This window comes from Lysobacter hankyongensis (genome assembly GCF_039543145.1).
Taxonomy (GTDB): domain Bacteria; phylum Pseudomonadota; class Gammaproteobacteria; order Xanthomonadales; family Xanthomonadaceae; genus Lysobacter_I; species Lysobacter_I hankyongensis.
Genome location: NZ_BAABJE010000001.1, coordinates 131,428 through 153,827, shown reverse-complemented (window position 1 = coordinate 153,827; position 22,400 = coordinate 131,428). Strand labels below are relative to the sequence as shown.

Here is a 22,400-nt window from a genome sequence, read left to right as displayed (position 1 = left end):
TTCGTTGCATGTTCCCGCGCAGAAGCGGCGTGGACGCGCGGTCAGCGTTCCAGCAGCGGAAGTTTGTCCGGCTTGCCTTCCCAGTCCTTGGCGTCGGCCAGCGGATCCTTGCGGATCGTGATCACCGGCCAGACCTCCGAAAGCTCCTTGTTCAACGCGACGAAACGTTCCTGCCCGGCAGGCACATCGTCTTCAGGGTAGATCGCGTTGATCGGGCACTCGGGCTCGCAGAGGGTGCAGTCGATGCACTCGTCCGGATCGATCACCAGGAAGTTAGGACCTTCGTGGAAGCAATCGACCGGGCAGACTTCGACGCAGTCGGTGTATTTGCACTTGATGCAGTTTTCGGTGACGACGAAAGGCATTGGCGCGACCAGGCAGGGACGGTGGGAGGGAACTGCAGGAACATCAGTGTATGACGGCGGCGGGCCAAGGCGAAGGCCATCGGCGCGAAATTCCGGACCTCGTCGAGGGTCTCCGGCGCTCCGGGCGGACATGTCGAACCCGGTTCGAACCCTGCGGCAGCGCGAAAAGAACGAAGCCCGCGTCTTGCGACGCGGGCTTCGGAGATGGCGCTCCCTACGGGATTCGAACCCGTGTTTTAGCCTTGAGAGGGCCACGTCCTGGGCCTCTAGACGAAGGGAGCATTGAAGCGTTCGGGACTTGCGAACGGTGTCGACAGCGGGTGGTTCGAGGCCGGAACGGCCTGAGTCGAACGGTCGATGGCGACATGCCTGCTAGTATAGCGGGTCACCTGCTGTCTTGAACAACGTCCGATCCGATCGCGCCTCCCCAGACTCCGTACTCGATGACCGAACCCACGCCCCAGCACGCCGCGCCGCGGACCATCCCCCGGGATCAGCATGCGATTTCGCGCAAGGACATCAGTCCCAGCGCGCTCCGGGTGTTGTATCGGCTGCACGAAGCCGGCTACGGCGCTTATCTGGTGGGCGGCGCGGTGCGCGACCTGCTGCTGGGCGAACATCCCAAGGATTTCGACGTGGCCACCGACGCCACGCCGGAGCAGGTGAAGCACCTGTTCCGCAACTGCCGGCTCATCGGTCGCCGGTTCCGGCTCGCCCACGTGGTCTACGGTCGCGAGATCATCGAAGTCGCCACCTTCCGCGCCAACAGCGACGACGGCAGCGGCGACCGCGAGACCGACGAGGACGGCCGCGTGCTGCGCGACAACGTCTACGGCACGATTGAAGACGATGCCATCCGCCGCGACTTCACCGCGAACGCGCTGTATTACGCGATCGCCGATTTCTCGGTGCGCGATTACACCGGCGGTTTCGACGATGTCGGCAATCGCGTGCTGAAACTGATCGGCGATCCCGACACCCGCTACCGCGAGGATCCGGTGCGCATGCTGCGCGCGATCCGGCTGGCGGCGAAGCTGCGCTTCTCGATCGATGCCGCCAGCGCCGACCCCATTCCGCGGCTCGCGCCGCTGCTGCAGGAAGCGTCGCCCGCGCGCCTGTTCGAGGAATGCCTGAAGCTGTTCCTCGCCGGCCATGCCGAAGCCAGTTTCCTGCGGCTCGAAGCGCATGGCCTGCTGGCGGCGCTGATGCCGGAAACCGCGGCTGCGCTGGCGTCCAACCGCAGCGGTGCCCTGCGCCGGATGTTGCTGGAGGGCCTGCGCGCCACCGATGCGCGCATCGCCGCCGACGAACCGGTGTCGCCGGCGTTCCTGTTCGCGCTGCTGCTGTGGCCGGCGTACTGCCGCACGCTGGCGATGCTGCAGGCGCAGGGCGTGCACGCGGCGGAGGCCGAACGCCGCGCCGCCGACCGCGTCACGCTGCATCAGGTCGCGACCGTGGCGCTTCCGCGCCGGTTCTCGCTCCCGATGCAGGAAATCTGGCTGTTGCAGACGCGTTTCTCGCAGCGTCAGCGCAAGCGCGTGGTGCGCCTGCTGGCGCAGCCGCGCTTCCGCGCCGCCTACGATTTCCTGCTGCTGCGCCAGACCGCGTCCGATAGTCACGCCGCGGACATCGCGTTCTGGGCCGAGGCGCAGCGCGATCCCGATCACGCGCTCGCGGTCGCCGCCCTGCGTCCTTCCCTGGACGAAGAGGACGGTGCGGCGGAAGGCGGAGAATCCCGCGGCCCGCGTCGCCGTCGGCGGCGTCGACCTGCGGCGGTCGGACATTGAATACCGCAGCGGAGGGGCTCGGCGAAGTGCGTCGCAGCGGTCCGGTCCTCGCCTTCGTCGGCCTGGGCGGCAATGTCGGCGACAGCGTCGCGATGCTGCGGTCGGCGGTACACCGTCTGATGACCGTGCCGCGCAGCCGTTTTCTCGGCGTTTCGCGCTTCTACCGCACGCAGGCCTGGGGCCAGAAGGACCAGGCCGATTTCGTCAATGCGGTGGCCGTGGTCGAAACCGCGCTTCCGCCGCTCACGCTGCTGGATGAGTTGCTGGGCATCGAACGCGATTTCGGTCGCCGCCGGGCCGCCGACGGCAGCGATCGCTGGGGGCCGCGCACGCTCGATCTCGACATCCTGCTGTACGGGGATGCGGCGATCGACCTGCCGGGCCTGCGGATCCCGCATCCGCGCCTGCACGAGCGCGCCTTCGCGCTGGTCCCGCTGCTCGACCTGGTGGACGACATCGACATCCCGGGCCACGGCGCCGCCCGGCAGGCGCTGTCCCGGGTCGAGCGGGGCGGGATCGCCCCGATTCCGGAACGCTGAAACGCCTGAAACGTCGCGGGTCGACCTGTTAGGCTAGGCGCCCTCCGGCCTCTTCCTCTCCGGCCACCTTCTGGACGCTCATGGCCATTCAAGAAGACAAGCCCTGGACCGTGCCCGCTCTGGCCGACGCCAAGCGCGAAGGTCGCCGGCTGGCGATGCTCACGGCCTACGATGCGGTGTTCGCGCGCGTGTTCGATCGCAACGGCGTCGATCTGATCCTGGTCGGCGATTCGCTGGGCATGGTGGTGAAAGGCGAGGGCTCGACCCTGCCGGTCACGGTCGACGACATCGCCTATCACACCGCCGCGGTCGCCTCGCACCTGACCCGCGCGCTGCTGGTCGCGGATCTGCCGTTCCAGGCCGACGCCACGCCCGAGCGCGCGCTCGATGCCGCCACCCGGCTGTTGCAGGCTGGCGCGCAGATGGTGAAGCTCGAAGGCGCGGCCGCGCACAAGCTCGACGTCATCCGTTTCCTGGTCGAACGCGAAATTCCGGTCTCGGCGCATCTGGGCCTCACGCCGCAGTCGGTGCTGCGCTTCGGTGGTTTCAAGGTGCAGGGGCGCGAGGAGCGCGCGGCGTCGAAGCTGCGCGAGGATGCGCGTGCGGTCGCCGATGCCGGCGCATCGCTGCTGGTGCTGGAATGCGTGCCGACCGCGCTGGCGCAGGCGATCACCGCCGCCAGCGCGATCCCGACCATCGGCATCGGCGCCGGCCCGCACTGCGACGGTCAGGTGCTGGTGCTGCACGACATGCTCGGTCTCGACGGCGGTCATCGCCGGCCGAAGTTCGTGAAGGATTTCCTTGTCGAAGGCGGTTCGATCGCCGGCGCCGTGCAGGCGTACTGCGCGGCGGTGCGCGACGGCAGCTTTCCCGACGCGGCGCACGCCTACCAATGAGCCGCGCGTGCACCCTCCGGAAGCATGTCGTCGTCGCGGCGATGCTGGTCGCATGCGCGGCCGCGGCCGCGCGGCGCGATATGCCGGTGATCGTCGGCCAGGAAGCATCGCTCGACGCCTGCGGCAGTTGGGCCGAAGTGTCCGGGCTGAATCCGGCGGGCGACGGATTCCTCGCCGTGCGCGGCGGCCCGGGCGCGGATTACGCCATGCGCGACCGCCTGCGCGAAGGCGATGCCTTCTACGTCTGCGGGATGTCCCCCGACGGGAAGTGGATGGCCATCGTCTATCCGCGTGCGGGTCAGACCTCGGACGCATGCGGCGTCTCCGGCGCGCTCCCGAAGGCCCATGCGTATCGTGGTCCCTGCGCGTCCGGCTGGGTCCATGCCGCATGGGTCCGCATCCTGGCCGGCTGATACGCCGCACTCTCCAACATCGAAGACGCCCATGATCGAAACCATCACCGAACTGCGCGGCCTGCGCGAGCGGATCCTCGGCTGGCGCCGCGAGGGCCTGCGCATCGGCTTCGTGCCGACCATGGGCAATCTGCATGCCGGACATTATTCGCTGGTCGCGCTGGCGCGGCAGCATGCGGACCGGATCATTTCCAGCGTGTTCGTGAATCCGACCCAGTTCGGGCCGAACGAGGATTTCACCCGTTATCCGCGCACGCCGGAAGCCGACACCAGCGGCCTCGAAGCCGCCGGCTGCGATGCGCTGTGGCTGCCGACGGTGGAGGGCATGTATCCCTTCGGCGTCGATCTTGCGGTGCGCATGCGCGTGCCCGGCGTGGCCGACGTGCTGGAAGGCGCGCATCGGCCGGGCCATTTCGACGGCGTGTGCACGGTGGTGGCGCGTCTGTTCAACCAAGTGCAGCCGGACGTGGCCGCGTTCGGCAAGAAGGATTTCCAGCAGCTCGCGGTGATCCAGCAGATGGTCACCGATCTGGCCTATCCGCTGACGCTGTTGCGCGGCGAGATCGTGCGCGAGGCCGACGGCCTGGCGATGAGTTCGCGCAATCAGTACCTCTCCGCCGAAGACCGCGTGATCGCCGCGGAGATCCATCGCACGCTGCAGGACATGCGCGCGCAATTGCTGGCCGGCGCTTCGCGCACCTCGGTCGAGGCCGGCGCCGCGCTGCGCCTGGAGGACGTCGGGTTCTCGGTGGATTACGCCGCGATCCGCACGCCGGATCTGGCCGAACCCGACATCTCGCCCGCCGGTTACGCGGTGCCGGGCCCGCGGGTGGCATTGATCGCGGCGCGCCTGGGCCGGACCCGGTTGATCGACAACCTCGAATTCGCGCTGGGCTGAGCCGCGGCGACCGCGGCGCTGGTTTCGTTTGCACCCCGGGCGATGCCCGCACGCAGGCCGCATCTGGCAAGATGCGGCCTTGCCACCGCATGCCCCCGCAACGAGTCCCGCCATGCCGCATTCCGACTTCGATACGCTGCATCCGCACGCCGATCGTCTTCGCAGCACGCCGATCGCCCGCCTGATCGCCGAAGACCTGCATCGCCCGCGCGACTTCGCGCTGCGCGTCGGCCCGCTGTACGCCAGCTTCGCCCGCCAGCATTACGATCGCGCCGCGGTCGACGCGCTGTTCGCGCTGGGCGAACGCGCGGATCTGCCGGAGGCGGTGCGACGGCTGTTCGACGGTCATCCGGTCAACGTCACCGAGGGCCGTGCCGCGTTGCATACCGCGCTGCGCGGCGATCTCTCAGACAGCGCGATCGCCCGCGACGCGTCCGCGCAGGCGCGCGCCGCGCGCGCGCGGATGGCGACGCTGGTCGACAGCATCCGCGCGTCCGGCGTCACCGACGTGGTCAGCGTCGGTATCGGCGGTTCCGATCTGGGGCCGCGCCTCGTCGCCGATGCGCTGGCCGACGGCGACGCCGGGCTGCGCGTGCATTTCGTGTCCAACGTCGACGGCAATGCGGTGCGCCGCACGCTGGAATCGCTGGATCCCGCGCGCACCGCCGCGATCCTGATCTCGAAGACCTTCGGCACCCAGGAAACCCTGCTCAACGGCACCGTGGTGCGCGATTGGCTCGGCGGCCATGCGGGCCGCGACGGCGGCCGCATCTACGCGGTCAGCGCCAACGTGGCGCGCGCCGCGGCCTTCGGCATCGAAGAAAACCGGATCCTGCCGATGTGGGACTGGGTCGGCGGTCGTTATTCGCTATGGTCGGCGGTCGGTTTCCCGATCGCGCTGGCGATCGGCATGGATGGTTTCGAACGGCTGCTCGCGGGCGCCGCGGAGATGGACGCGCATGTGCTGTCCGCGCCGCTGCGCGGCAATCTCGCGGTCTGCCATGCGCTCACCGCGATCTGGAACCGCAACGCACTGCACGCGGCGGCGCAGGCGGTGCTGCCCTACGACGAGCGTCTGCGCCTGTTGCCGAACTATCTGCAGCAACTGGTGATGGAAAGCCTCGGCAAATCCGTGCGACTCGACGGCGGCGCGCTGGCCGGCCACACCGTGCCGGTGTGGTGGGGCGGGGCGGGCACCGACACCCAGCACAGTTTCTTCCAGGCTCTGCATCAGGGCACGCAGATCGTGCCCGCGGATTTCATCGGCGTGATCCGCGCCGATCACGCGCACGAGGACAATCACGCCGCGCTGCTCGCGAATCTGCTGGCGCAGACCGAGGCCTTCGCGAACGGACAGGCCAGCGACGACCCGCATCGCGCCTACGCCGGCAATCGCCCGAGCACGCTGTTGCTGCTCGATGCACTGACGCCGGAATCGCTGGGCGCGCTGATCGCGATGTACGAACACAGCGTCTATCTGCAGTCCGTGCTGTGGGGCATCAACGCCTTCGACCAGTTCGGCGTCGAACTCGGCAAACAGGTCGCCAACAAGCTGTTGCCGGCGCTGCAGGGCGATGCCGAGGTTGACGATCCGGTGACGCGGGCGTTGCTGGCGGAGATCCGCGATCGCGCTTGGGGATGATGCTGTTTTTGTCTTAAGGCGATGGGTCGACATGAGCAAGCATCAAACCGAACAAGCTGCGCGCGGTTATCTGATGTACCGACTCGCATTGCTTGGTTATACTGTTCAGTTCACCGATAGTCGATTTCCGAAAGAAGATCTATTGGTCGTGAGTCCGGGCGGCAAGCATTTTGGAATAGACGTCAAAGGGCAAAGTACTGCTAATTTCTGGCAATACAGTGAAAAGCCTGTAAGTCCAGAATTGTTCTTGGCTTTTGTTTATATTCCGAGCGATAAGCATCCTCGATGCTTTATCGTTCCTAGTGACGACGCGATGCGTCTTTGGCGGGCTCATAAGCATAGAGCCGAAGGCAGAGGTGCTTCGCATCAGCGTTGGGGTATCAATTGGACGACCCCTCATGCTTATGAGGATAAATTTGATCTCTTGCCGAAATAGCAAAATTCTCTTGTTTCAAGAGCTTTCGGTATGATTTTTTAGTGCCCATTGAACATGTTCGCGCACCATCGCATCGTCGATGTCGCGACGCGATGCCAGCGCGGCGACGACGTCCGGCGTGGTCGGCGCATTGCCCAGGGCGATCGCGAGATTGCGCAGCCAGCGCGCGTAACCGCTGCGTCGGATCGGCGAGCCTTCGGTGCGCTGCAGGAATTCGTCTTCGCGCCATGCGAACAGCTCGGCCAGAGTCGCCTGATCCAGGTTGTTGCGCACCCGGAAATCCGGCTCGTCGGTGCGCTGCGCGAACTTGTTCCAGGGGCAGACGAGCTGGCAGTCGTCGCAGCCGAAGATGCGGTTGCCGATCAGCGGCCGCAGATCTTCATCGATGGCGCCTTCGTGTTCGATGGTGAGATAGGCGATGCAGCGCCGCGCGTCGAGCCGGTACGGCGCGACGATCGCCTGCGTCGGACAGATCTCGATGCAGCGCGTGCAGGTGCCGCAGTGCGCGGTCGCGGGCGGGTCGATGGGCAGCGCGAGGTCGACGTACAACTCGCCGAGAAAGAACCACGAGCCGCCGTCGCTGTCGATCAGGCAGGTGTGTTTGCCGATCCAGCCGAGCCCGGCGTTGCGCGCCAGCGCGCGCTCCAGCACCGGCGCGGAGTCCACGAACACGCGATGCCCGAACGGGCCGATCTCCGCGGCGATGCGATCGGCGAGTTTCTGCAGCCGGTTGCGCATCAGCTTGTGGTAATCGCGACCCAGCGCGTAGCGCGCGACGTAGGCGCGTTCGCCGTCGTCCAGCGTCGCCCAGGCCTCGTCGGGATCGCGGCCGTAATCCAGGCCTACCGAGATCACCCGCAGGGTGCCCGGCACCAGATCGGCCGGACGGCTGCGCTTGTCGCCGTGCTCGGCCATCCAGCGCATCGAACCATGCAGCCCCTGCGCCAGCCAGTCGCGCAGATGGGTTTCGTCCTCGCCCAGCGCGATATCGGCGATCCCGCAGCGCTGGAAACCGAATCCGGCCGCCAGCGTCTTCACCCGGCGGGCGAGCGCATTGAGATCGATGTCGGAGCGGGCATTCACCGGGGAAGTATAGAATCCGGGCATGCGCAACGGCTTCCTCCACGATCTGCCGAAGGTCCATCGCAGCGCCGCGGTGCGCGTCGCCGAACAGGTGGCCATGTCCCGCGTCGGTCTGGACGAGGACGACCTGATGGCCCGCGCCGGTCTGGCCGCGTGGCGACTGCTGCTGGATCGCTGGCCCGAGGCCCAGCGCATCGGCGTGGTCTGCGGGCCCGGCAACAACGGCGGCGACGGTTACGTGCTGGCTGAGCTGGCGCGCAGTTCCGGACGCCACGTGTTCGTGCTGCGCCTGGGCGATGAGGTGAAGGCGGGCGCGGCGCGCCGCGCCGCGGAGGCCTATCTGCTGGCCGGCGGCGAAGCGGCGACCTTCGTCGTCGACGACGGGCTGCCGCAGGTCGATGTCTGGGTCGACGCGCTGTTCGGCATCGGCCTGCATCGCGCGCTCGAAGGCGCCGCCGCGGATCTGGTCGCCGCGCTCGATCACGACAACGCGGCGCCGATCCTCGCGCTCGACATTCCCTCGGGCGTCGATGCCGACAGCGGCCATCACGATGGCGTCGCGGTGCGCGCCGACGTGACGCTGGCGTTCATCGCCGGCAAGCCCGGTCTCTACACCGGTCGCGGCCGCGTCGCGGCGGGCGAGGTGGTGATCGACACCCTGGGGTTGGCCGATCACGTCTTCGACGATCTCGAGCCCGCCGCGTGCATCGCGCGCATCGCCGCGTTGCCGCGTTGGTTTCCGCCGCGCGCGCGCGATGCGCACAAGGGGCGGTTCGGGCATGTGCTGTGCATCGGGGGCGATCGCGGTTACGGCGGCGCGCTTGCGCTCTGCGCCGAAGCCGCATTGCGCACCGGGGCGGGCCTGGTCAGCGCGGCGACCCGCGCCGAACACGTGCCCGCGCTGCTGGCACGGCGCCCCGAATGCATGACGCGCGCGGTGGATGACGCGAGCGAACTGCAGCCGCTGCTCGACGCCGCCAGCGTGATCGCGATCGGCCCTGGCCTGGGCGACGGCGAATGGGGCGCCGCGATGCTCGACGCCGCACTCGCGACCGATCTGCCGCGCGTGCTCGACGCCGATGCGCTGAACGCGATCGCGCGTCGCGATGCCCGGACCCTCGGCGATGCGGTGATCACGCCGCATCCGGGCGAAGCGGCGCGACTGCTGGGCGAGACCGTGGCCGAGGTCGAACGCGATCGCGTGCAGGCCGCACGCAGGCTTGCGGGACGCTACGCGTGCACGGTCGTGTTGAAGGGCGCAGGCAGCGTGATCGCGGCGCCCGGCGAGATTCCGGCGATCGTCGATGCGGGCAATCCCGGCATGGCCACCGGCGGCATGGGCGATGTGCTGACCGGCACGATCGCGGCGCTGCTCGCACAGGGGCGTCCGCAGGGGCTTTCGTGTTTCGAGGCTGCGGTCTGCGGCGCGCTGCTGCATGCCGCGGCCGGCGATGCCGCCGCGCGCGATGGCGGCGAGCGCGGGCTGCTGCCGTCGGATCTCTTCCCGCAGCTGCGTCGTCTCGCGAATCCCGTGGCGCGCGCATGACCGCATCGATGGTGCTGCAGCTTGCCGACGCCGACGCCACCGAACGACTCGCGCGGGGGCTGGCGCAGACCGCGCCGCGGCCGGCCGTCGTGTTGTTGCAGGGCGATCTCGGCGCCGGCAAATCCACGCTGGCGCGCGGCTGGCTGCGTGCGCTGGGGGTGAGCGGTGCGATCCGCAGCCCGACCTACACCCTCGTCGAACGCTATCCGCTCGCCGCGGGCGGCGAAGCCCTGCATCTGGACCTGTACCGGATCGGCGATGGCGCCGAGCTGGAATTCCTCGGGCTGGACGATGCCGATGCGGCGCTGTGGCTGGTCGAATGGCCGGAGCGCGGCGGCGATGCGCTGCCCACGCCCGACCTGCACGTGGCGCTGGCGATCGAGGGCCAAGGGCGTCGCTGCGCGCTCACGCCGCTGAGCCCGGCGGGCCGCGTCTGGCTGGAACGACTTGCGGCCGGGCAGGGGCTTGCGGCCCCTTGCTGAACCCACGGGGCAGAAAGTCGCGCCAGGTTGCGGATTATCAAGGGAAAAGTGCTTGAAAAAATCCGCGGCTGGTGTTTGACTACCGGCCATGCGCGTCAAGGGGACCACCGTACAGCAGATCATCCTGGGCCTGGCCTTGCTGGCGGCCCTGTGCTGGAACCTTGCGCAGGCCAATGAAATCAAGGATCTGCAGCTGAGCGACGGCGCCACCGGCACGCGCGCGGAACTGCATCTGCAGGCCGACGTCGCCTTCCGCACGCTGCGCCTCGCCAACCCCGACCGCTTCGTGGTCGATCTCCCCGACACCAATGCCGCCCGCACCCTGCAATTGCCGGCGCCTGTCGGCGTGATCAAGGCGGTGCGCCGCGGGCAGCCCGCACCGGGCACCACCCGCATCGTGTTCGATCTGGCCACGCCGGTCACGCCGCTCAAGCCGCGCCTGGAGCGCGCTGCCGACGGCAGCGCACGGCTCGTGCTGGAATGGCCCGGCGACGGCAACAAGCCGGTCGCGGCCGTGCCCCCGGCGACCCATGCGGCGGCTCAGCAGCCGTCCGCGCCGCATCCCTCGGCCGCGAATCCGGCCGTCGCGAATGCGGGCGCGCCGAATCCGACAGGATCCACACCGACAGCATCCGCACCGACAGCGTCCGCACCGACGGTTCTCGCGCCGGCGGCCGTCAAGCCGGCGGCCACGGTCGCATCGCAGTCCGCCGCGTCGACGATCCCGCCTTCGGCGATGCAGACGCCCGCGCAAATTCTCGCGGGCGGCACCGCGGCGGTTCCGGCCGCAACGTCATCTTCTGGCGCACTTTCCGGCACAGGCACAGCCACAGGCACGACCGCGCCACCGCCGGCAGTGGCCACCGCCGAGCCGCCTGCGCCGGCCGGCGGCAAGACCCTGCGCGACCTGCGTGCGGGCACGCGGCCGCTGATCGTCGCGATCGATCCCGGTCATGGTGGCCAGGATCCCGGTGCGATCGGTCCGACCGGCAAGCGCGAAAAAGACGTGACCCTCGCGATCGCCCGCGAGCTCGCGCGCCAGATCAACGCGACGCCGGGGCTGAAGGCGGTGCTGACCCGCGACAGCGACATGTTCCTGCCGCTGCCGCGCCGCACCCAACTGGCCCGTCAGGCCAAGGCCGACATCTTCATCTCGATCCACGCCGACGCCGCCGAAAACCGCGCCGCGAAGGGGTCGTCGGTCTACGTGCTGTCGCTGCGCGGCGCCTCCTCGCAGCGTGCGCGCTGGCTCGCCGACAAGGAAAACGCCGCCGACCTGATCGGCGGGGCGGGCGTGAGAAAGCCGGACAACACGCTGGCGACGGTGCTGCTCGATCTGACCCAGAGCGGGCAGATGAAAGCATCGGAAGACGCCGCCGGCCACGTGCTCTCGGGCCTGAAGAGCATCGGCTTCAACCACAAGCCGAACATCGAACGCGCGAATTTCTCGGTGCTGCGCACGTCCGACATGCCGGCCATGCTGGTCGAGACCGCGTTCATCTCCAATCCCGACGAGGAGCGCCGGCTCATCGATCCCGCCTACCAGCGGACATTGGCCAAGGCCGTGCTGCAGGGCGTCGATGCGTATTTCACCCGCCAGCCGCCGCCGGGCACGCTGTACGCCGCGCGCGCCAAGGCCCAGGAAGCGACGGTGGTGGCCAGCGCCGCGGCGCCGAAGGTCATCTCCACCGGCGGCAGTCCCTGATCGCATCGCGGCGTCGGCATGCCGCCCCACGTCTTCGTCGTGGGCGAATCCGTGTACAGGATCCCTGCGGCGCATGCGCATGCGGATTATGATCGCGTCTGTTCCCGCGAACGCCGCACGCCGGCGCCATCCTCCGACGTGACCATCCGCCAGCTCCCCGACACCCTCGTCAACCAGATCGCGGCCGGCGAAGTCATCGAACGCCCGGCCTCGGTGGTGAAGGAGCTGGTCGAGAACGCGATCGACGCCGGCGCGCGGCGCATCGACATTGATCTGGAAGAGGGCGGCGTGCGCCTGATCCGCGTGCGCGACGACGGCGGCGGCATCGCGCCCGAGGAACTGGCGCTCGCGGTGCAGCGCCACGCCACCAGCAAAATTTCATCGCTCGACGACCTCGAAGCCGTGGCCACGCTCGGTTTCCGTGGCGAAGCGCTGCCGTCGATCGCATCGGTCAGTCGCTTCATCATCGCCTCGCGCCGCGGCGACGACGACCATGGCATCGCGCTCGCCGTGGACGGCGGCCGGGTCGGCGAACCGGCACCGAAACAGCAGCCCGCCGGCACCACGGTCGAAGTGCGCGATCTGTTCTACAACGTGCCGGCGCGGCGCAAATTCCTGCGCGCCGAGCGCACCGAGCTCGGCCATATCGAGGAATGGTTGCGCCAGCTCGCGCTGGCCCGGCCCGACGTGGAACTGCGCGTGAGCCACAACGGCAAGCCGCTCCGCCGCTACAAAGGCGACGGCGGCGCGCTGTTCTCGGGCGAACGCCTGGCCGAGACGCTGAGCGAGGAATTCCTCGCCAATGCGCTGCAGGTCGACCACGCCGCGCCGCTGTCCACCGACAGCGGCAGCCTGATGCGGCTCAGCGGCTGGATCGCGCAGCCGGCGTATTCGCGCGCCAGCACCGATCAGCAGTATCTGTTCGTCAACGGCCGCGCGGTGCGCGATCGCAGCATCGCGCATGCGGTGAAGCAGGCCTACGCCGACGTGCTGTTCCATGGCCGCCAGCCGGCGTATGTCCTGTTCCTCGAAGTCGATCCGCGCCGGGTCGACGTGAACGTGCATCCGGCGAAACACGAAGTCCGCTTCCGCGACGGTCGCGCGATCCACGACTTCGTCTACCGCACGCTGCAGGCCGCGCTGGCCGAGACCCGTGCGGGCGCGCCCGCCGGCGTGTCCGCCGGAATGCCGGGGGAAGTCGCATCGCCGTCGTCGTTTCCGTCATCGATGGACCTCGGCGCATCGTCATCGACGCCATCGCCCTACGCGCAGGCGTGGAACCGGCCGATGCCACAGACCGGTCTGGGCCTGCGCGTCGACGACGCCCGCGCCGCTTACGCCGCGCTGTACGCCGCGCCGTCCTCGCAGCCGCAGCCGGCGGTGCGCCCGCTGCCCGAGACGCAGGACGGCGAGGTGCCGCCGCTGGGCTACGCGATCGCGCAATTGCACGGCATCTACATCCTCAGCGAGACCGCCGACGGCCTGATCGTGGTCGACATGCACGCCGCGCACGAGCGCATCGGCTACGAAAAGCTGAAGACCGCGCACGACAGCGTCGGCCTGCGCATGCAGCCGCTGCTGGTGCCGCAGACCGTCGCGGTGTCGGAGCGCGAAGCCGAGACCGCCGAACGCGAAGCCGCGACCCTGGCCGCGCTGGGGTTCGAGATCACCCGCAGCGGCCCGCAGAGCATCGCGCTGCGCGGCGTGCCGGCGCTGCTGGCCGAAGGCGAGGTGGAAGCCTTGTTCCGCGACGTGATCGCCGATCTGGTCGAGCATGGCGCGTCACGACGCGTGGCCTCCGCGCGCGACGAGCTGCTGGCGACCATGGCCTGCCACGGCGCGGTGCGCGCGAATCGCCGCCTGAGTCTCCCGGAAATGAACGCGCTGCTGCGCGAGATGGAAGCCACGGAACGTTCCGGGCAATGCAATCATGGCCGCCCGACCTGGGCGAAATTCACGTTGGGCGAGATCGATCGCTGGTTCCTGAGGGGGCGTTGAGCATGAAGACGAAAATGCACGCGGAGATGAGTATCGCGAAGGCGACGGTCGGCGCTCTGATTCTGGCGCTGTTGGCCTTGGTCGGCTGCAGCGAGAAGAAGACGCCCGCCGAGGACGCGGCGATGAGCGCGGCCGAGGCGCAGTATCTGTCCGACGAGAATCTCTGGCGGATCCAGCGCCAGGAAGATCTGACCGCGCCGGACGGCTGGTCCAGCCTGATCGGACTGCACTGGCTGACGCTCAAATCGCATTACGTGGGCAGCAGCGCGCGCAGCGGCATCCGCCTGGCGATGGGCCCGGAATCGCTGGGCATGTTCACCCGCGACGGCAACCGCGTGTTCTTCACGCCCGAGCCCGGCGTGCCGCTCACGCTCGACGGTGAGCCGCTGAAGGGTCGGGTGGAATTGAAGGACGACAGTACCGGCGCGCCGAGCGTCGTCGGTTTCGACGAGGGCAAGGGCAAGCTCACCGTGATCGAACGCGCCGGCAATCGCGCGCTGCGGGTCAAGCACGCCGATGCGCCGACGCGACTGCAGTTCAAGGGCCTGGAATATTGGCCGCCGAACCGCGACTGGCGCGTCGAGGCCACTTTCGTGCCGCATCCGGCCGGCACCGTGCTGCCGATCGCCACGATCATCGGCACCACCGAGAACACACCGAATCCCGGCGCGCTGGAGTTCCAGCGCGACGGCAAGACCTTCCGCATCGAAGCGCTGGATCCGGGCGGCGACACGCTGTCGCTGATCATCGCCGACCGCACCAGCGGCCACGAAACCTACGGCGCCGGCCGCTATCTCGACGTGCCCCGCCCCGATGCGAAAGGCAAGGTCATGATCGATTTCAACCGCGCCTACAATCCACCCTGCGCGTTCACCCCGTTCGCCACCTGTCCGCTGCCGCCGAACGAGAACCGGCTCGATCTCGCGATCACCGCCGGCGAGAAGCGCTACGGCGTCAAGCACTGATCGTTTTTCCGATCGTTTTCTCCACGCATCCCGCCCCCAGGATCGCCATGCGCCTTCGTTCCGCCTTCGTCGCACTGTCCCTGATCGCCGTGTCCATCGCCGCCGCCGTCTCGGTGGCCGCCGTCGCCGCCGATCGCGCGCAGCCCGCTGCAGCGGCCCTCGCCGACGCCCCGTCGCCGGTGCCGTTGCTGTGGAAAGTTTCGGACGCCGACAACGAGATCTATCTGCTCGGCTCGTTCCACATGCTGAAGCCGAGCGACTATCCGCTGTCGAAGGACGTCGACGGCGCGTTCGACGATGCCGAGACGGTGGTGTTCGAACTGTCGCCGGAGGAAATGTCGTCGCCGGCGCTGGGCATGGCGATGGGGCAGGCCGCGTTGCGCCGGGACGGCACGACGCTCGACAGCGAACTGCCGGCGCCGGTGGCCGAAAAGCTGCGGGCCTGGAACGAGGCCAACGCCGCGTCGCTGCAGAAGATCGGCCTGGCGCCGCAGGTGTTCCAGATGTTCGAGCCCTGGTTCGTCGGCCTCACCATTTCCATCGTCGAGATGAACAAGCTGGGTCTCGACCCCGCGATCGGTCTCGACATGCATCTGAGCGATCGCGCCCGCAAGGCGTCGAAGCCGACGCTCGGGCTCGAACAAGGCAGCGAACAGATCGCGGTGTTCGACGGCATGGGCAAGGACGAACAACTGCAGTTCCTCGAAGAGTCGCTGAACGAAGCCGACGACGCGACGGTCGAGATCGAGAAACTGCACGGCGCCTGGCGACGCGGCGACGCGACCGCGCTGTGGAACGGCATGGCCGCGGAGATGCGCACCCAATACCCGGCGCTGTATCGGCGGATCAACGTGGCGCGCAACGATGCGTGGGTGCCGAAGCTGCAGCGCATGCTCGATGGCGAGACCCGCGACGACACCCTGGTGGTGGTCGGCGCCCTGCATCTGCTCGGCGATGATGGCGTGGTCGAGAAGCTGCGTGCCAAGGGGTATACGGTCGAGCGCATCTGTTCGGCCTGCGCCGCAGACTGACGGCCCGCCCGGATCGGCGCACGGATGTGCGCACGGTCACGTTGTGCGATCATGCCGCCCCGATTCCGGGGCGGAGCGGGACCAGCGCCTGCCCGGGACCGCGGATCTTCCCCTGTTCGATCAACCACTCCTGCTCGATCCGATCCGCATGACCACATCCACCGCAGAGACGCCGCAGGCTGCGCACGACCCCACGCCCGAAGAAAAGCTCCGCGCGATGGTGGAGGCCTTCAAGACCACGCTCACCCGCCACGGCGGCGGCAATGAAGATGCGGCGAAGAATTTCGAGGCCATGCTCGATCGTTCGCCGTATCTCAAGGCATTGATGGTGCAGGCCGTCCGCGACGGGCAACTCGCCGGTTTCGAGATCAACCACAACGGTTTCTCGGGCGGCAATTACGATCCCAACGATCGCGTTCTGCGCATGAATTACGGCGAACTCGCGATCGGTCATCAGGATCCGCAGTGGATGGGGCAGAACATCTATCTGGCGGCGCACGAGACCCGGCATGCGCTCGAGCCTGCCGCCGACAAGCGGCAGTTCCTCGAATTCGAGGCGGCCGCCTCGAAGGAAATGCATCGCTTCGTCATTCCCGGCAACGGCCAGGCGCCGGGGGCGGTGTCCCAGCCGCCGCACGACTACACCCGCGCGCTGTCCGGTTATGTCGAGGCCAGTCGACGCAGCGAAGCGGTGGCCGAAATCGCGGGTTTCAATGCGGTGGTTTCCATGATCCGCGCCGAAGGGCGCACGCCCGATCTGGCGACCATCCACGAAGCCGCGCCGGAACGCACCGGCGAGTACATCCATCGCAGCGGCGAAGCGCCGAATTACCGCTATGCGCTGCAGCCGGGCGTGGTGCTCAATGCCGACTTCACGATGCCGGAGAACGCCGCGAACCGGCGGGCCGTGGGGCGGGAATACTTCAACGACCCGGCTTCCGACACCATGTTCGGCGCGCGCAAGGATCAGGACTACACCAATCACGTCGCCGTGCGCGCCCTCCAGCACATCATTTCGATCGAGGCGCAATTGCCCGAGCTGTACGCCAGCTATGGCATGCGTCCGTCGCAGGTCCACATCAACATGAAGGCGATCGGCCTCGACGAAAAGCAGCTGGAACCTTATCTGAAGCTGCCCGGGGGCAAGCCCTTCGTCTACTACGACACCAGCACCGGCGTACCGGTGAAGAAGACCTTCGATCCGGTGGTCGACAACATCCAGGACAAGCAGGAGCAACCGGCAAGGTCGACCGCCCCGGGGAAGGTCGAGCCCGGCAAGACCGGGAAGCCGGGCAAGGGGCCCGACGCCGACGGCTATGGCGCCGACGGCGTCGGCGCGCTCGAACCGCTCGAACGCCTCGGCGGGCGTCGCCGCACCGACTTCGACACGATCGCCGCCACGGTGTCGCGCGACGGTCGCTGGGACGGCGAGGCCACCCGCAACATCGCCGCTGCGCTCCTGCGCGAAGTCGATCGCGACCCGAGCGTGCGCCAGGTCGATCATGTGCTGGTCTCGGATCAGGGGAGCGGTGGACCCCGGGTGTTCGCGATGTACACGCCGAACCAGGATCGCGAACCGTATTTCCATGCCTCGGTCGACGCCACGGTGGCCGCGCGGCAGCCGCTGACGCAGAACCTGGATGCGGTGATCGCCCGACAGGCCGCGGCGGAGGGCGTGCAGCCACAGCAGCAGGACAACGCCGAAGCCTCGCGCGGGCCGCGCCTGGCCTGAAGCCTCAGCGCGCGTCGGCGACAGTGGCGCCGCGCATCCGCAGATTGTCGAGGATCACGATCTTCTGCCAGATGTTCGACGACAGCCCGGTGGTCAGCCCCTGGATGTCGTTCACAGCGCCGAGCACCTCGGGATCGTCGAGGTCCTGCGCGTGCAGGGCCGCGAGTTTGCTGAGAATGGCCAGCATCTCGGTGCAGTAATCGAGGTAACGCCCCAGTTCGAAAGCGTTGAGCGCACGCTGCGGCGACGATGGCGTGCTGCACGCCGGCGAGACCAACTGTTCCGGGTCCTTGGTCAGCTGATGCATGTCGATGACATGCGCGAGGCTGCGCAACTGGTGCAGCGCGCGCAGCGATTTGCGGCGCTTCAGGCGGGTTTCCAGGGTCGACAGGAAGAACACCGCGATCCCGAGAAAGATCACGTCGTTCACCGCCGATTCCACCACCTGCAGCAGCGGGAACAGTTCCAGTCCGGTCTTCGGCATCGATGCCGACATCGCCAGCGCGAACAGCAGCGCCACCACGATCAGCACCGCCAAGGCGCTCGCACCGCGGATCCACCAGTTGGGAAGGCGGATCTCGGTGATCCGATCAGTGGTCTCGCGCGAGACCGCGAGAACCTCCTTCGCGACCTTCGACAGGCCAGAGTCGCGGAAACGCTCGTCGATGCGCGCGTTCAGCCGCGCGCAGGTGGCGATGATCGCGTCGGCGTCGAGCGCGCGATAGGTCATGGCGCCCCTTCGGCCGCGGATGCGAGCGGCGGTTCCAGCACGATGCAGTCGACCGGACAGGCCGGGATGCACAGTTCGCAGCCGGTGCACAGCGGTTCGATCACCGTATGCATGTGTTTGGCGGCGCCGAGGATCGCGTCGACCGGGCAGGCCTGGATGCATTTGGTGCAACCGATGCAGTCGGCTTCCACGATCACCGCGACCTGCGCCGCCTTGTGTTCGCCGCGCGTGCGGTCGTAGGGCTGCGTGGGCACGCCCAGCGCATGCGCCAACGCGCGCGCGCCGGCATCGCCGCCGGGCGGGCAGTGATCGATACCGGCCTCGCCCTGCGCCATCGCTTCGGCGTACGGCCGGCAGCCGGCGTAGCCGCATTGGCCGCACTGGGTCTGCGGCAACAGGCGGTCGAGGCGTTCGACGAGCGGCGGTGTCTCGGGTCCGGCGGCACGCATCGGAATGGCGCGATTCAACCGGCCGGCTGCGCCGCGGCCGCGTCGCAATGCCGCGCGAAGCCCTCGGCGGTGTTGTCGAAGCCGGCGTCCTTCGCCAGTTCCCACGGACGCACGCAGCGCTTTTCGCGTTCGCACCAGGCATAGCCGGCCGCGGGCAGGCAGCCGTGGGCGTCGCGGTCGCCGCCGATCGGGCGCGGAGACGGTGCGGGAACGTCGCTCGCGTTGTCGACGGCCGGCTTGCCCGCGCAGGCGCCTAGGCCGAGCATCAACGCGATCAGCGCCAGTGCGGTGCGGAACGAAGAGTTCGATGTCATGGCGCGGCTCCGGTCGGGGGCGGTGGGATGAAGCGATGCTCGGGACGATGCGTCAGCGCACCGGCATTCCCGGTTCGGCGCCGCTGTCGGCGTCGAGCAGCGCCAGCGCGCCGCCGTCGAACCCGGCGGAGAGGATCATGCCTTCGCTCATGCCGAAGCGCATCTTGCGCGGCGCGAGATTGGCGATGAACACGACGCTGCGGCCGACCAGCTTGTCCGGCTCGCCGTAGCTGCCGCGGATGCCGGAGAAGATCTGGCGCTTGCCGAGTTCGCCCGCGTCCAGTTCGAAGCGCAGCAGCTTGTCCGAACCTTCGACGAATTCGCAGGCCAGCACCTTGCCGATGCGCAGGTCGAGTTTGGCGAAATCGTCGATGCCGATGTATTCGCTTTTCGCCGCCTCGTTCTTCGTAGGAGCGGCTTCAGCCGCGAGCTTTTTCTCGGGAGAAGGAGCGTTCTTGGCGGCGGCGGCTTCAGCAGCTGGCTTTTTCTCACCGGAAGAAGATCTCGGGGCTGAAGCCCCTCCTACGGGTGCTGCGGTTGGCGTCATCGTGTCTTTGGAGGCTTCGGTCATGGCGTCGATCTGTTTCGGGTCGATCCGGGTGAAGAGCGGGGTGTAGGGCTGGATCGCATGCCCCAGCAGCGGTGCGTCGAGATCGCTCCAGCGCGCGACCGGCGCCGCGAGGAAAGTCTCGGCCTGCGTCGCCACGTTCGGCAGCACCGGCTTGAGACAGGCGCTGAGCACGCGGAACAGATTGAGTGCGGTGGTGCAGACCGCATGCAGGCGTTCGCCGGTGCCCGGCTGATCGAGCTGCTTCGCGAGTTGCCACGGCGCGCTGTCCGCGACGTAGGCGTTGGCTTCGTCGCAGGCCTCCATGATGGCGCGCAGCGCCGCGGCGGCGTTGTTGGCTTCGTAGGCGGCGGCGATGGCATCGCGGCGGGCGAGCGTGGCGGCGTAGAGATCGGCGCCGCGGCCGGACTCGAGCGCGTCGCCGAGCTTGCCGTCGAAGTGCTTGCCGATGAACCCCGCGCAGCGACTGGCGATGTTGACGAATTTGCCGACGAGATCGCTGTTCACCCGCGCGACGAAGTCGGTGAGATTCAGATCGAGATCGTCGACACCGCCCGACGACTTCGCCGCGTAGTAATAGCGCAGCGCTTCCGGCGGCAGGCCGGCGTCGACATAGGTCTTCGCCATCACGAAGGTGCCGCGCGACTTCGACATCTTCGCGCCGTCGACGGTCAGATAGCCGTTGACGTGCAGACGTGTCGGCGTGCGGAAGCCCGAACCCTGCAGCACCGCCGGCCAGAACAGACCGTGGAAATTCACGATGTCCTTGCCGATGAAGTGGTGCATCTCGGCGTCGCTGCCGGCCCGGGTGAAGGCGTCGAAGTCGTGGCCCTTCGCGTCGCACAGCGCCTTGAAGCTGCTGAGGTAGCCGATCGGCGCATCGAGCCAGACGTAGAAATACTTGCCGGGCTGGCCGGGAATCTCGAAACCGAAGTAGGGCGCATCGCGGGAGATGTCCCAGGGGCGCAGGCCGCCGTCGGCATCCAGCCATTCCTGCAGTTTCGCCTTCATGCCCGGCACCATCGTGTCGGCAGCCAGCCATCCGCGCAGGAAATCGCTGAACTGGCCCAGTTCGAAGAAGAAGTGCTCGGACTCGCGCATTTCCGGCGTGGCGCCGCTGATGACCGAACGCGGGTCCTTCAGGTCGGTGGGCGCGTAGGTGGCGCCGCAATTCTCGCAGTTGTCGCCGTACTGATCGGGCGTGCCGCAGTTCGGGCAGATGCCCTTGATGTAGCGGTCGGGCAGGAACATGCCCTTGGCCGGATCGTAGAACTGCTGCACCGAACGCCGGCCGATGTGGCCGTTGGCGTCGAGCCTGGCGTAGATCGCCTCGGTCAGCGCGCGATTGCCGGCGGAGTGGGTGGAATCGTAGTGATCGAAGGCGACGCCGAAGGCGGCGAAATCGCGCTCATGCGCGGCCTGGACTTCGGCGATGAAGGCTTCCGGTGTGGTGCCGGCCTTCTCGGCCGCCAGCATGATCGGTGTGCCGTGGGTGTCGTCGGCGCAGACGAAGTGCACGGTGCCGCCGGCCATGCGCCGCGCGCGCACCCAGATGTCGGCCTGGATGTAGCCCACCAGATGGCCGAGATGGATCTGGCCGTTGGCGTAGGGCAGCGCGTTGGTGACGAGGGCGGGACGGGGCGGCATGGGCACGGGCACGGGGAGGACGGCCGAAGATTATGGCATGCGTCCCGGACCGCTCCCCGAGGCGGCCGTCGCGGCTATTCGCGCAGCCAGACCTGGGTGCGACCGAGCAGCGCGACGCCGAGAAAACCGCGGACTTCCAGCTTCCTGCCGCCGGCGATCGGCGTCATCTTCACCGAATATTCCTTGCCGTTCTCGGGGTCGAGGATGCGGCCGCCGGCCCAGACCTTGCCCTGGGGCTTCAGGCCCCAGGCGATGGTCATGCCGAGGATCGGTTTGTTGTGCCGGGCGCCGGTGCAGTCGTCGCACAGCGGGTTCGGGCCGTCCTTGGTGTCGAGAATCTGCACGATCTTCGCCGACAGCGTGCCGTTGCCGGTCTCGGCAATCTCGATCACCGCCTTGGGTTTGCCGCTGGCGTCGTCGATGCTGCGCCAGCGGCCGAGCGGCGAGTTCTGCGCCGGTGTGTTCTGGGCGAAGGCGGAGACGGGCAGCAGGCAGAGCAGGGCCAGCCAGACGAGAACGGTGCGGCGCATGGGAACTCCGTGGACGGAAAAGGAAACGGCCCGTGCGTCGTTGCCGGACACGGGCCGTGGATTCAATGGATCGCGTCAGGACGGATCGCGAAGAGAATCCGCCGGATCAGTTCTCGCGGGTCCAGGTCTGATGCTTGCAGATCGGGCCGAGGCAGCCGGAGACTTCGAACTTGTTGCCCGGCAGCAGTCGCGCCTTGGACTTGTATTCCTTGCCGTTCGACAGCTTCAGGATGGTGCCGCCTTCGAAGCTGCCGTCGCCGACCGGCTTCTGGCTCCACATGATGACCATGCCCTTGATCGGCTTGCCCTTCTTGTCGCCCTTGCAATCCGTGCAGACGGCGTTCGGCGCGAACAGGGTATCGATGACCTTGGCGGCGTAGGTGCCGCCCTTCGCTTCGTAGACTTCGACGATCAGGCGCGGCTTGCCGGTGTCTTCGTCGTAGGTCTTCCAGCGGCCGACCGGCGACGCGTTCTGGGCCGAAGCGATGAACGCCGCGGCCAGCATCGGCAGCGCGAGCAGGGTGATGAAGGATTTGATGCGCATGTGTCCCCTCCCAGGGCGATGGATCTATGGTCTTGGCCCGGTTCGCGGAACCCGCCCCGGGGCAGGCCTTTATACCGCATCCGGCGGGGTATGGAAGCGG

At 68.1% G+C, this 22,400-nt stretch carries 21 protein-coding genes, 1 tRNA gene and 1 pseudogene; 14 read left to right on the top strand and 9 right to left on the bottom strand.

What is annotated here, in order from left to right; all coding sequences use genetic code 11:
* Positions 1 to 41: 41 nt before the first annotated feature.
* Positions 42 to 365: a ferredoxin FdxA gene (fdxA, locus tag ABD974_RS00715; protein ID WP_345301350.1), complete on the bottom strand. Its 324-nt coding sequence runs from the start codon at positions 363 to 365 to the stop codon at positions 42 to 44.
* Between the two features lie 205 nt (positions 366 to 570).
* Positions 571 to 646: transfer RNA gene (locus ABD974_RS00710), tRNA-Glu, on the bottom strand.
* 195 nt (positions 647 to 841) lie between these two features.
* Between ABD974_RS00710 and pcnB the strand changes: the two are divergent.
* The 7 genes and pseudogenes from pcnB to ABD974_RS00675 form a co-directional block, all read left to right on the top strand.
* A pseudogene (gene pcnB / locus ABD974_RS00705) lies at positions 842 to 2,152 on the top strand (polynucleotide adenylyltransferase PcnB); the annotation flags it as partial.
* Positions 2,149 to 2,691, top strand: a complete 543-nt coding sequence (folK, locus tag ABD974_RS00700) for a 2-amino-4-hydroxy-6-hydroxymethyldihydropteridine diphosphokinase (RefSeq protein WP_345301348.1) — start codon at positions 2,149 to 2,151, stop codon at positions 2,689 to 2,691. The pseudogene pcnB and the gene folK, both read left to right, overlap by 4 nt.
* Positions 2,692 to 2,771: 80 nt before the next feature.
* Positions 2,772 to 3,587 carry a 3-methyl-2-oxobutanoate hydroxymethyltransferase gene (gene panB / locus ABD974_RS00695; RefSeq protein WP_345301347.1) on the top strand — a complete coding sequence of 272 codons (816 nt, stop codon included), beginning with the start codon at positions 2,772 to 2,774 and terminating at the stop codon, positions 3,585 to 3,587.
* Positions 3,584 to 4,000: a hypothetical protein gene (locus tag ABD974_RS00690; RefSeq protein ID WP_345301346.1), complete on the top strand. Its 417-nt coding sequence runs from the start codon at positions 3,584 to 3,586 to the stop codon at positions 3,998 to 4,000. Before panB ends, ABD974_RS00690 begins: the two co-directional genes overlap by 4 nt.
* Before the next feature lie 31 nt (positions 4,001 to 4,031).
* A complete protein-coding gene (panC, locus tag ABD974_RS00685; protein WP_345301345.1) occupies positions 4,032 to 4,898 on the top strand; it encodes a pantoate--beta-alanine ligase in 867 nt (288 codons plus the stop codon).
* A gap of 112 nt (positions 4,899 to 5,010) precedes the next feature.
* Positions 5,011 to 6,540, top strand: coding sequence for a glucose-6-phosphate isomerase (gene pgi / locus ABD974_RS00680; protein ID WP_345301344.1), 1,530 nt, complete (start codon positions 5,011 to 5,013; stop codon positions 6,538 to 6,540).
* Between the two features lie 31 nt (positions 6,541 to 6,571).
* On the top strand, positions 6,572 to 6,976 hold the full coding sequence (locus ABD974_RS00675; RefSeq protein ID WP_345301343.1) for a hypothetical protein: 405 nt from the start codon (positions 6,572 to 6,574) through the stop codon (positions 6,974 to 6,976).
* Between the two features lie 15 nt (positions 6,977 to 6,991).
* Here the strand turns inward: ABD974_RS00675 and queG are convergent, their stop codons facing one another.
* Positions 6,992 to 8,083, bottom strand: a complete 1,092-nt coding sequence (gene queG, locus ABD974_RS00670) for a tRNA epoxyqueuosine(34) reductase QueG (RefSeq protein ID WP_345301342.1) — start codon at positions 8,081 to 8,083, stop codon at positions 6,992 to 6,994.
* Here queG and ABD974_RS00665 point away from each other — a divergent pair.
* The 7 genes from ABD974_RS00665 to ABD974_RS00635 all read left to right on the top strand — a co-directional run bounded on the left by ABD974_RS00665 (position 8,082) and on the right by ABD974_RS00635 (position 17,518).
* Positions 8,082 to 9,605 (top strand): NAD(P)H-hydrate dehydratase, encoded by a 1,524-nt coding sequence (locus ABD974_RS00665; protein ID WP_345301341.1) that lies wholly within the window; start codon positions 8,082 to 8,084, stop codon positions 9,603 to 9,605. The two genes, queG and ABD974_RS00665, sit on opposite strands and share 2 nt — an antisense overlap.
* The gene (gene tsaE / locus ABD974_RS00660) at positions 9,602 to 10,087 is read left to right on the top strand and encodes a tRNA (adenosine(37)-N6)-threonylcarbamoyltransferase complex ATPase subunit type 1 TsaE (protein WP_345301340.1); all 486 of its coding nucleotides are present in this window, start codon (positions 9,602 to 9,604) and stop codon (positions 10,085 to 10,087) included. Before ABD974_RS00665 ends, tsaE begins: the two co-directional genes overlap by 4 nt.
* Before the next feature lie 88 nt (positions 10,088 to 10,175).
* Positions 10,176 to 11,792: an N-acetylmuramoyl-L-alanine amidase gene (locus ABD974_RS00655; protein WP_345301339.1), complete on the top strand. Its 1,617-nt coding sequence runs from the start codon at positions 10,176 to 10,178 to the stop codon at positions 11,790 to 11,792.
* A gap of 138 nt (positions 11,793 to 11,930) precedes the next feature.
* Complete coding sequence (gene mutL, locus ABD974_RS00650) at positions 11,931 to 13,790, top strand: DNA mismatch repair endonuclease MutL (protein WP_345301930.1); 1,860 nt, start codon at positions 11,931 to 11,933, stop codon at positions 13,788 to 13,790.
* A 2-nt stretch (positions 13,791 to 13,792) separates the two neighbouring features.
* The gene (locus ABD974_RS00645; protein ID WP_425562604.1) at positions 13,793 to 14,755 is read left to right on the top strand and encodes a DUF1684 domain-containing protein; all 963 of its coding nucleotides are present in this window, start codon (positions 13,793 to 13,795) and stop codon (positions 14,753 to 14,755) included.
* 47 nt (positions 14,756 to 14,802) lie between these two features.
* Positions 14,803 to 15,786 (top strand): TraB/GumN family protein, encoded by a 984-nt coding sequence (locus ABD974_RS00640; protein ID WP_345301338.1) that lies wholly within the window; start codon positions 14,803 to 14,805, stop codon positions 15,784 to 15,786.
* Between the two features lie 148 nt (positions 15,787 to 15,934).
* Positions 15,935 to 17,518 carry an XVIPCD domain-containing protein gene (locus tag ABD974_RS00635; RefSeq protein ID WP_345301337.1) on the top strand — a complete coding sequence of 528 codons (1,584 nt, stop codon included), beginning with the start codon at positions 15,935 to 15,937 and terminating at the stop codon, positions 17,516 to 17,518.
* A gap of 4 nt (positions 17,519 to 17,522) precedes the next feature.
* On the opposite strand, the gene ABD974_RS00630 is transcribed toward ABD974_RS00635, so the two are convergent.
* The 6 genes from ABD974_RS00630 to ABD974_RS00605 form a co-directional block, all read right to left on the bottom strand.
* Complete coding sequence (locus ABD974_RS00630; RefSeq protein ID WP_345301336.1) at positions 17,523 to 18,248, bottom strand: hypothetical protein; 726 nt, start codon at positions 18,246 to 18,248, stop codon at positions 17,523 to 17,525.
* On the bottom strand, positions 18,245 to 18,697 hold the full coding sequence (gene rnfB / locus ABD974_RS00625) for an Rnf electron transport complex subunit RnfB (protein ID WP_345301335.1): 453 nt from the start codon (positions 18,695 to 18,697) through the stop codon (positions 18,245 to 18,247). Before rnfB ends, ABD974_RS00630 begins: the two co-directional genes overlap by 4 nt.
* Positions 18,698 to 18,711: 14 nt before the next feature.
* On the bottom strand, positions 18,712 to 19,011 hold the full coding sequence (locus ABD974_RS00620; protein ID WP_345301334.1) for a hypothetical protein: 300 nt from the start codon (positions 19,009 to 19,011) through the stop codon (positions 18,712 to 18,714).
* 52 nt (positions 19,012 to 19,063) lie between these two features.
* Positions 19,064 to 21,226: a methionine--tRNA ligase gene (gene metG, locus ABD974_RS00615; protein WP_345301333.1), complete on the bottom strand. Its 2,163-nt coding sequence runs from the start codon at positions 21,224 to 21,226 to the stop codon at positions 19,064 to 19,066.
* A 74-nt stretch (positions 21,227 to 21,300) separates the two neighbouring features.
* Positions 21,301 to 21,756, bottom strand: coding sequence for a DUF2147 domain-containing protein (locus ABD974_RS00610; RefSeq protein ID WP_345301332.1), 456 nt, complete (start codon positions 21,754 to 21,756; stop codon positions 21,301 to 21,303).
* 106 nt (positions 21,757 to 21,862) lie between these two features.
* Positions 21,863 to 22,300 (bottom strand): DUF2147 domain-containing protein, encoded by a 438-nt coding sequence (locus ABD974_RS00605; protein ID WP_345301331.1) that lies wholly within the window; start codon positions 22,298 to 22,300, stop codon positions 21,863 to 21,865.
* Positions 22,301 to 22,400: the final 100 nt, after the last annotated feature.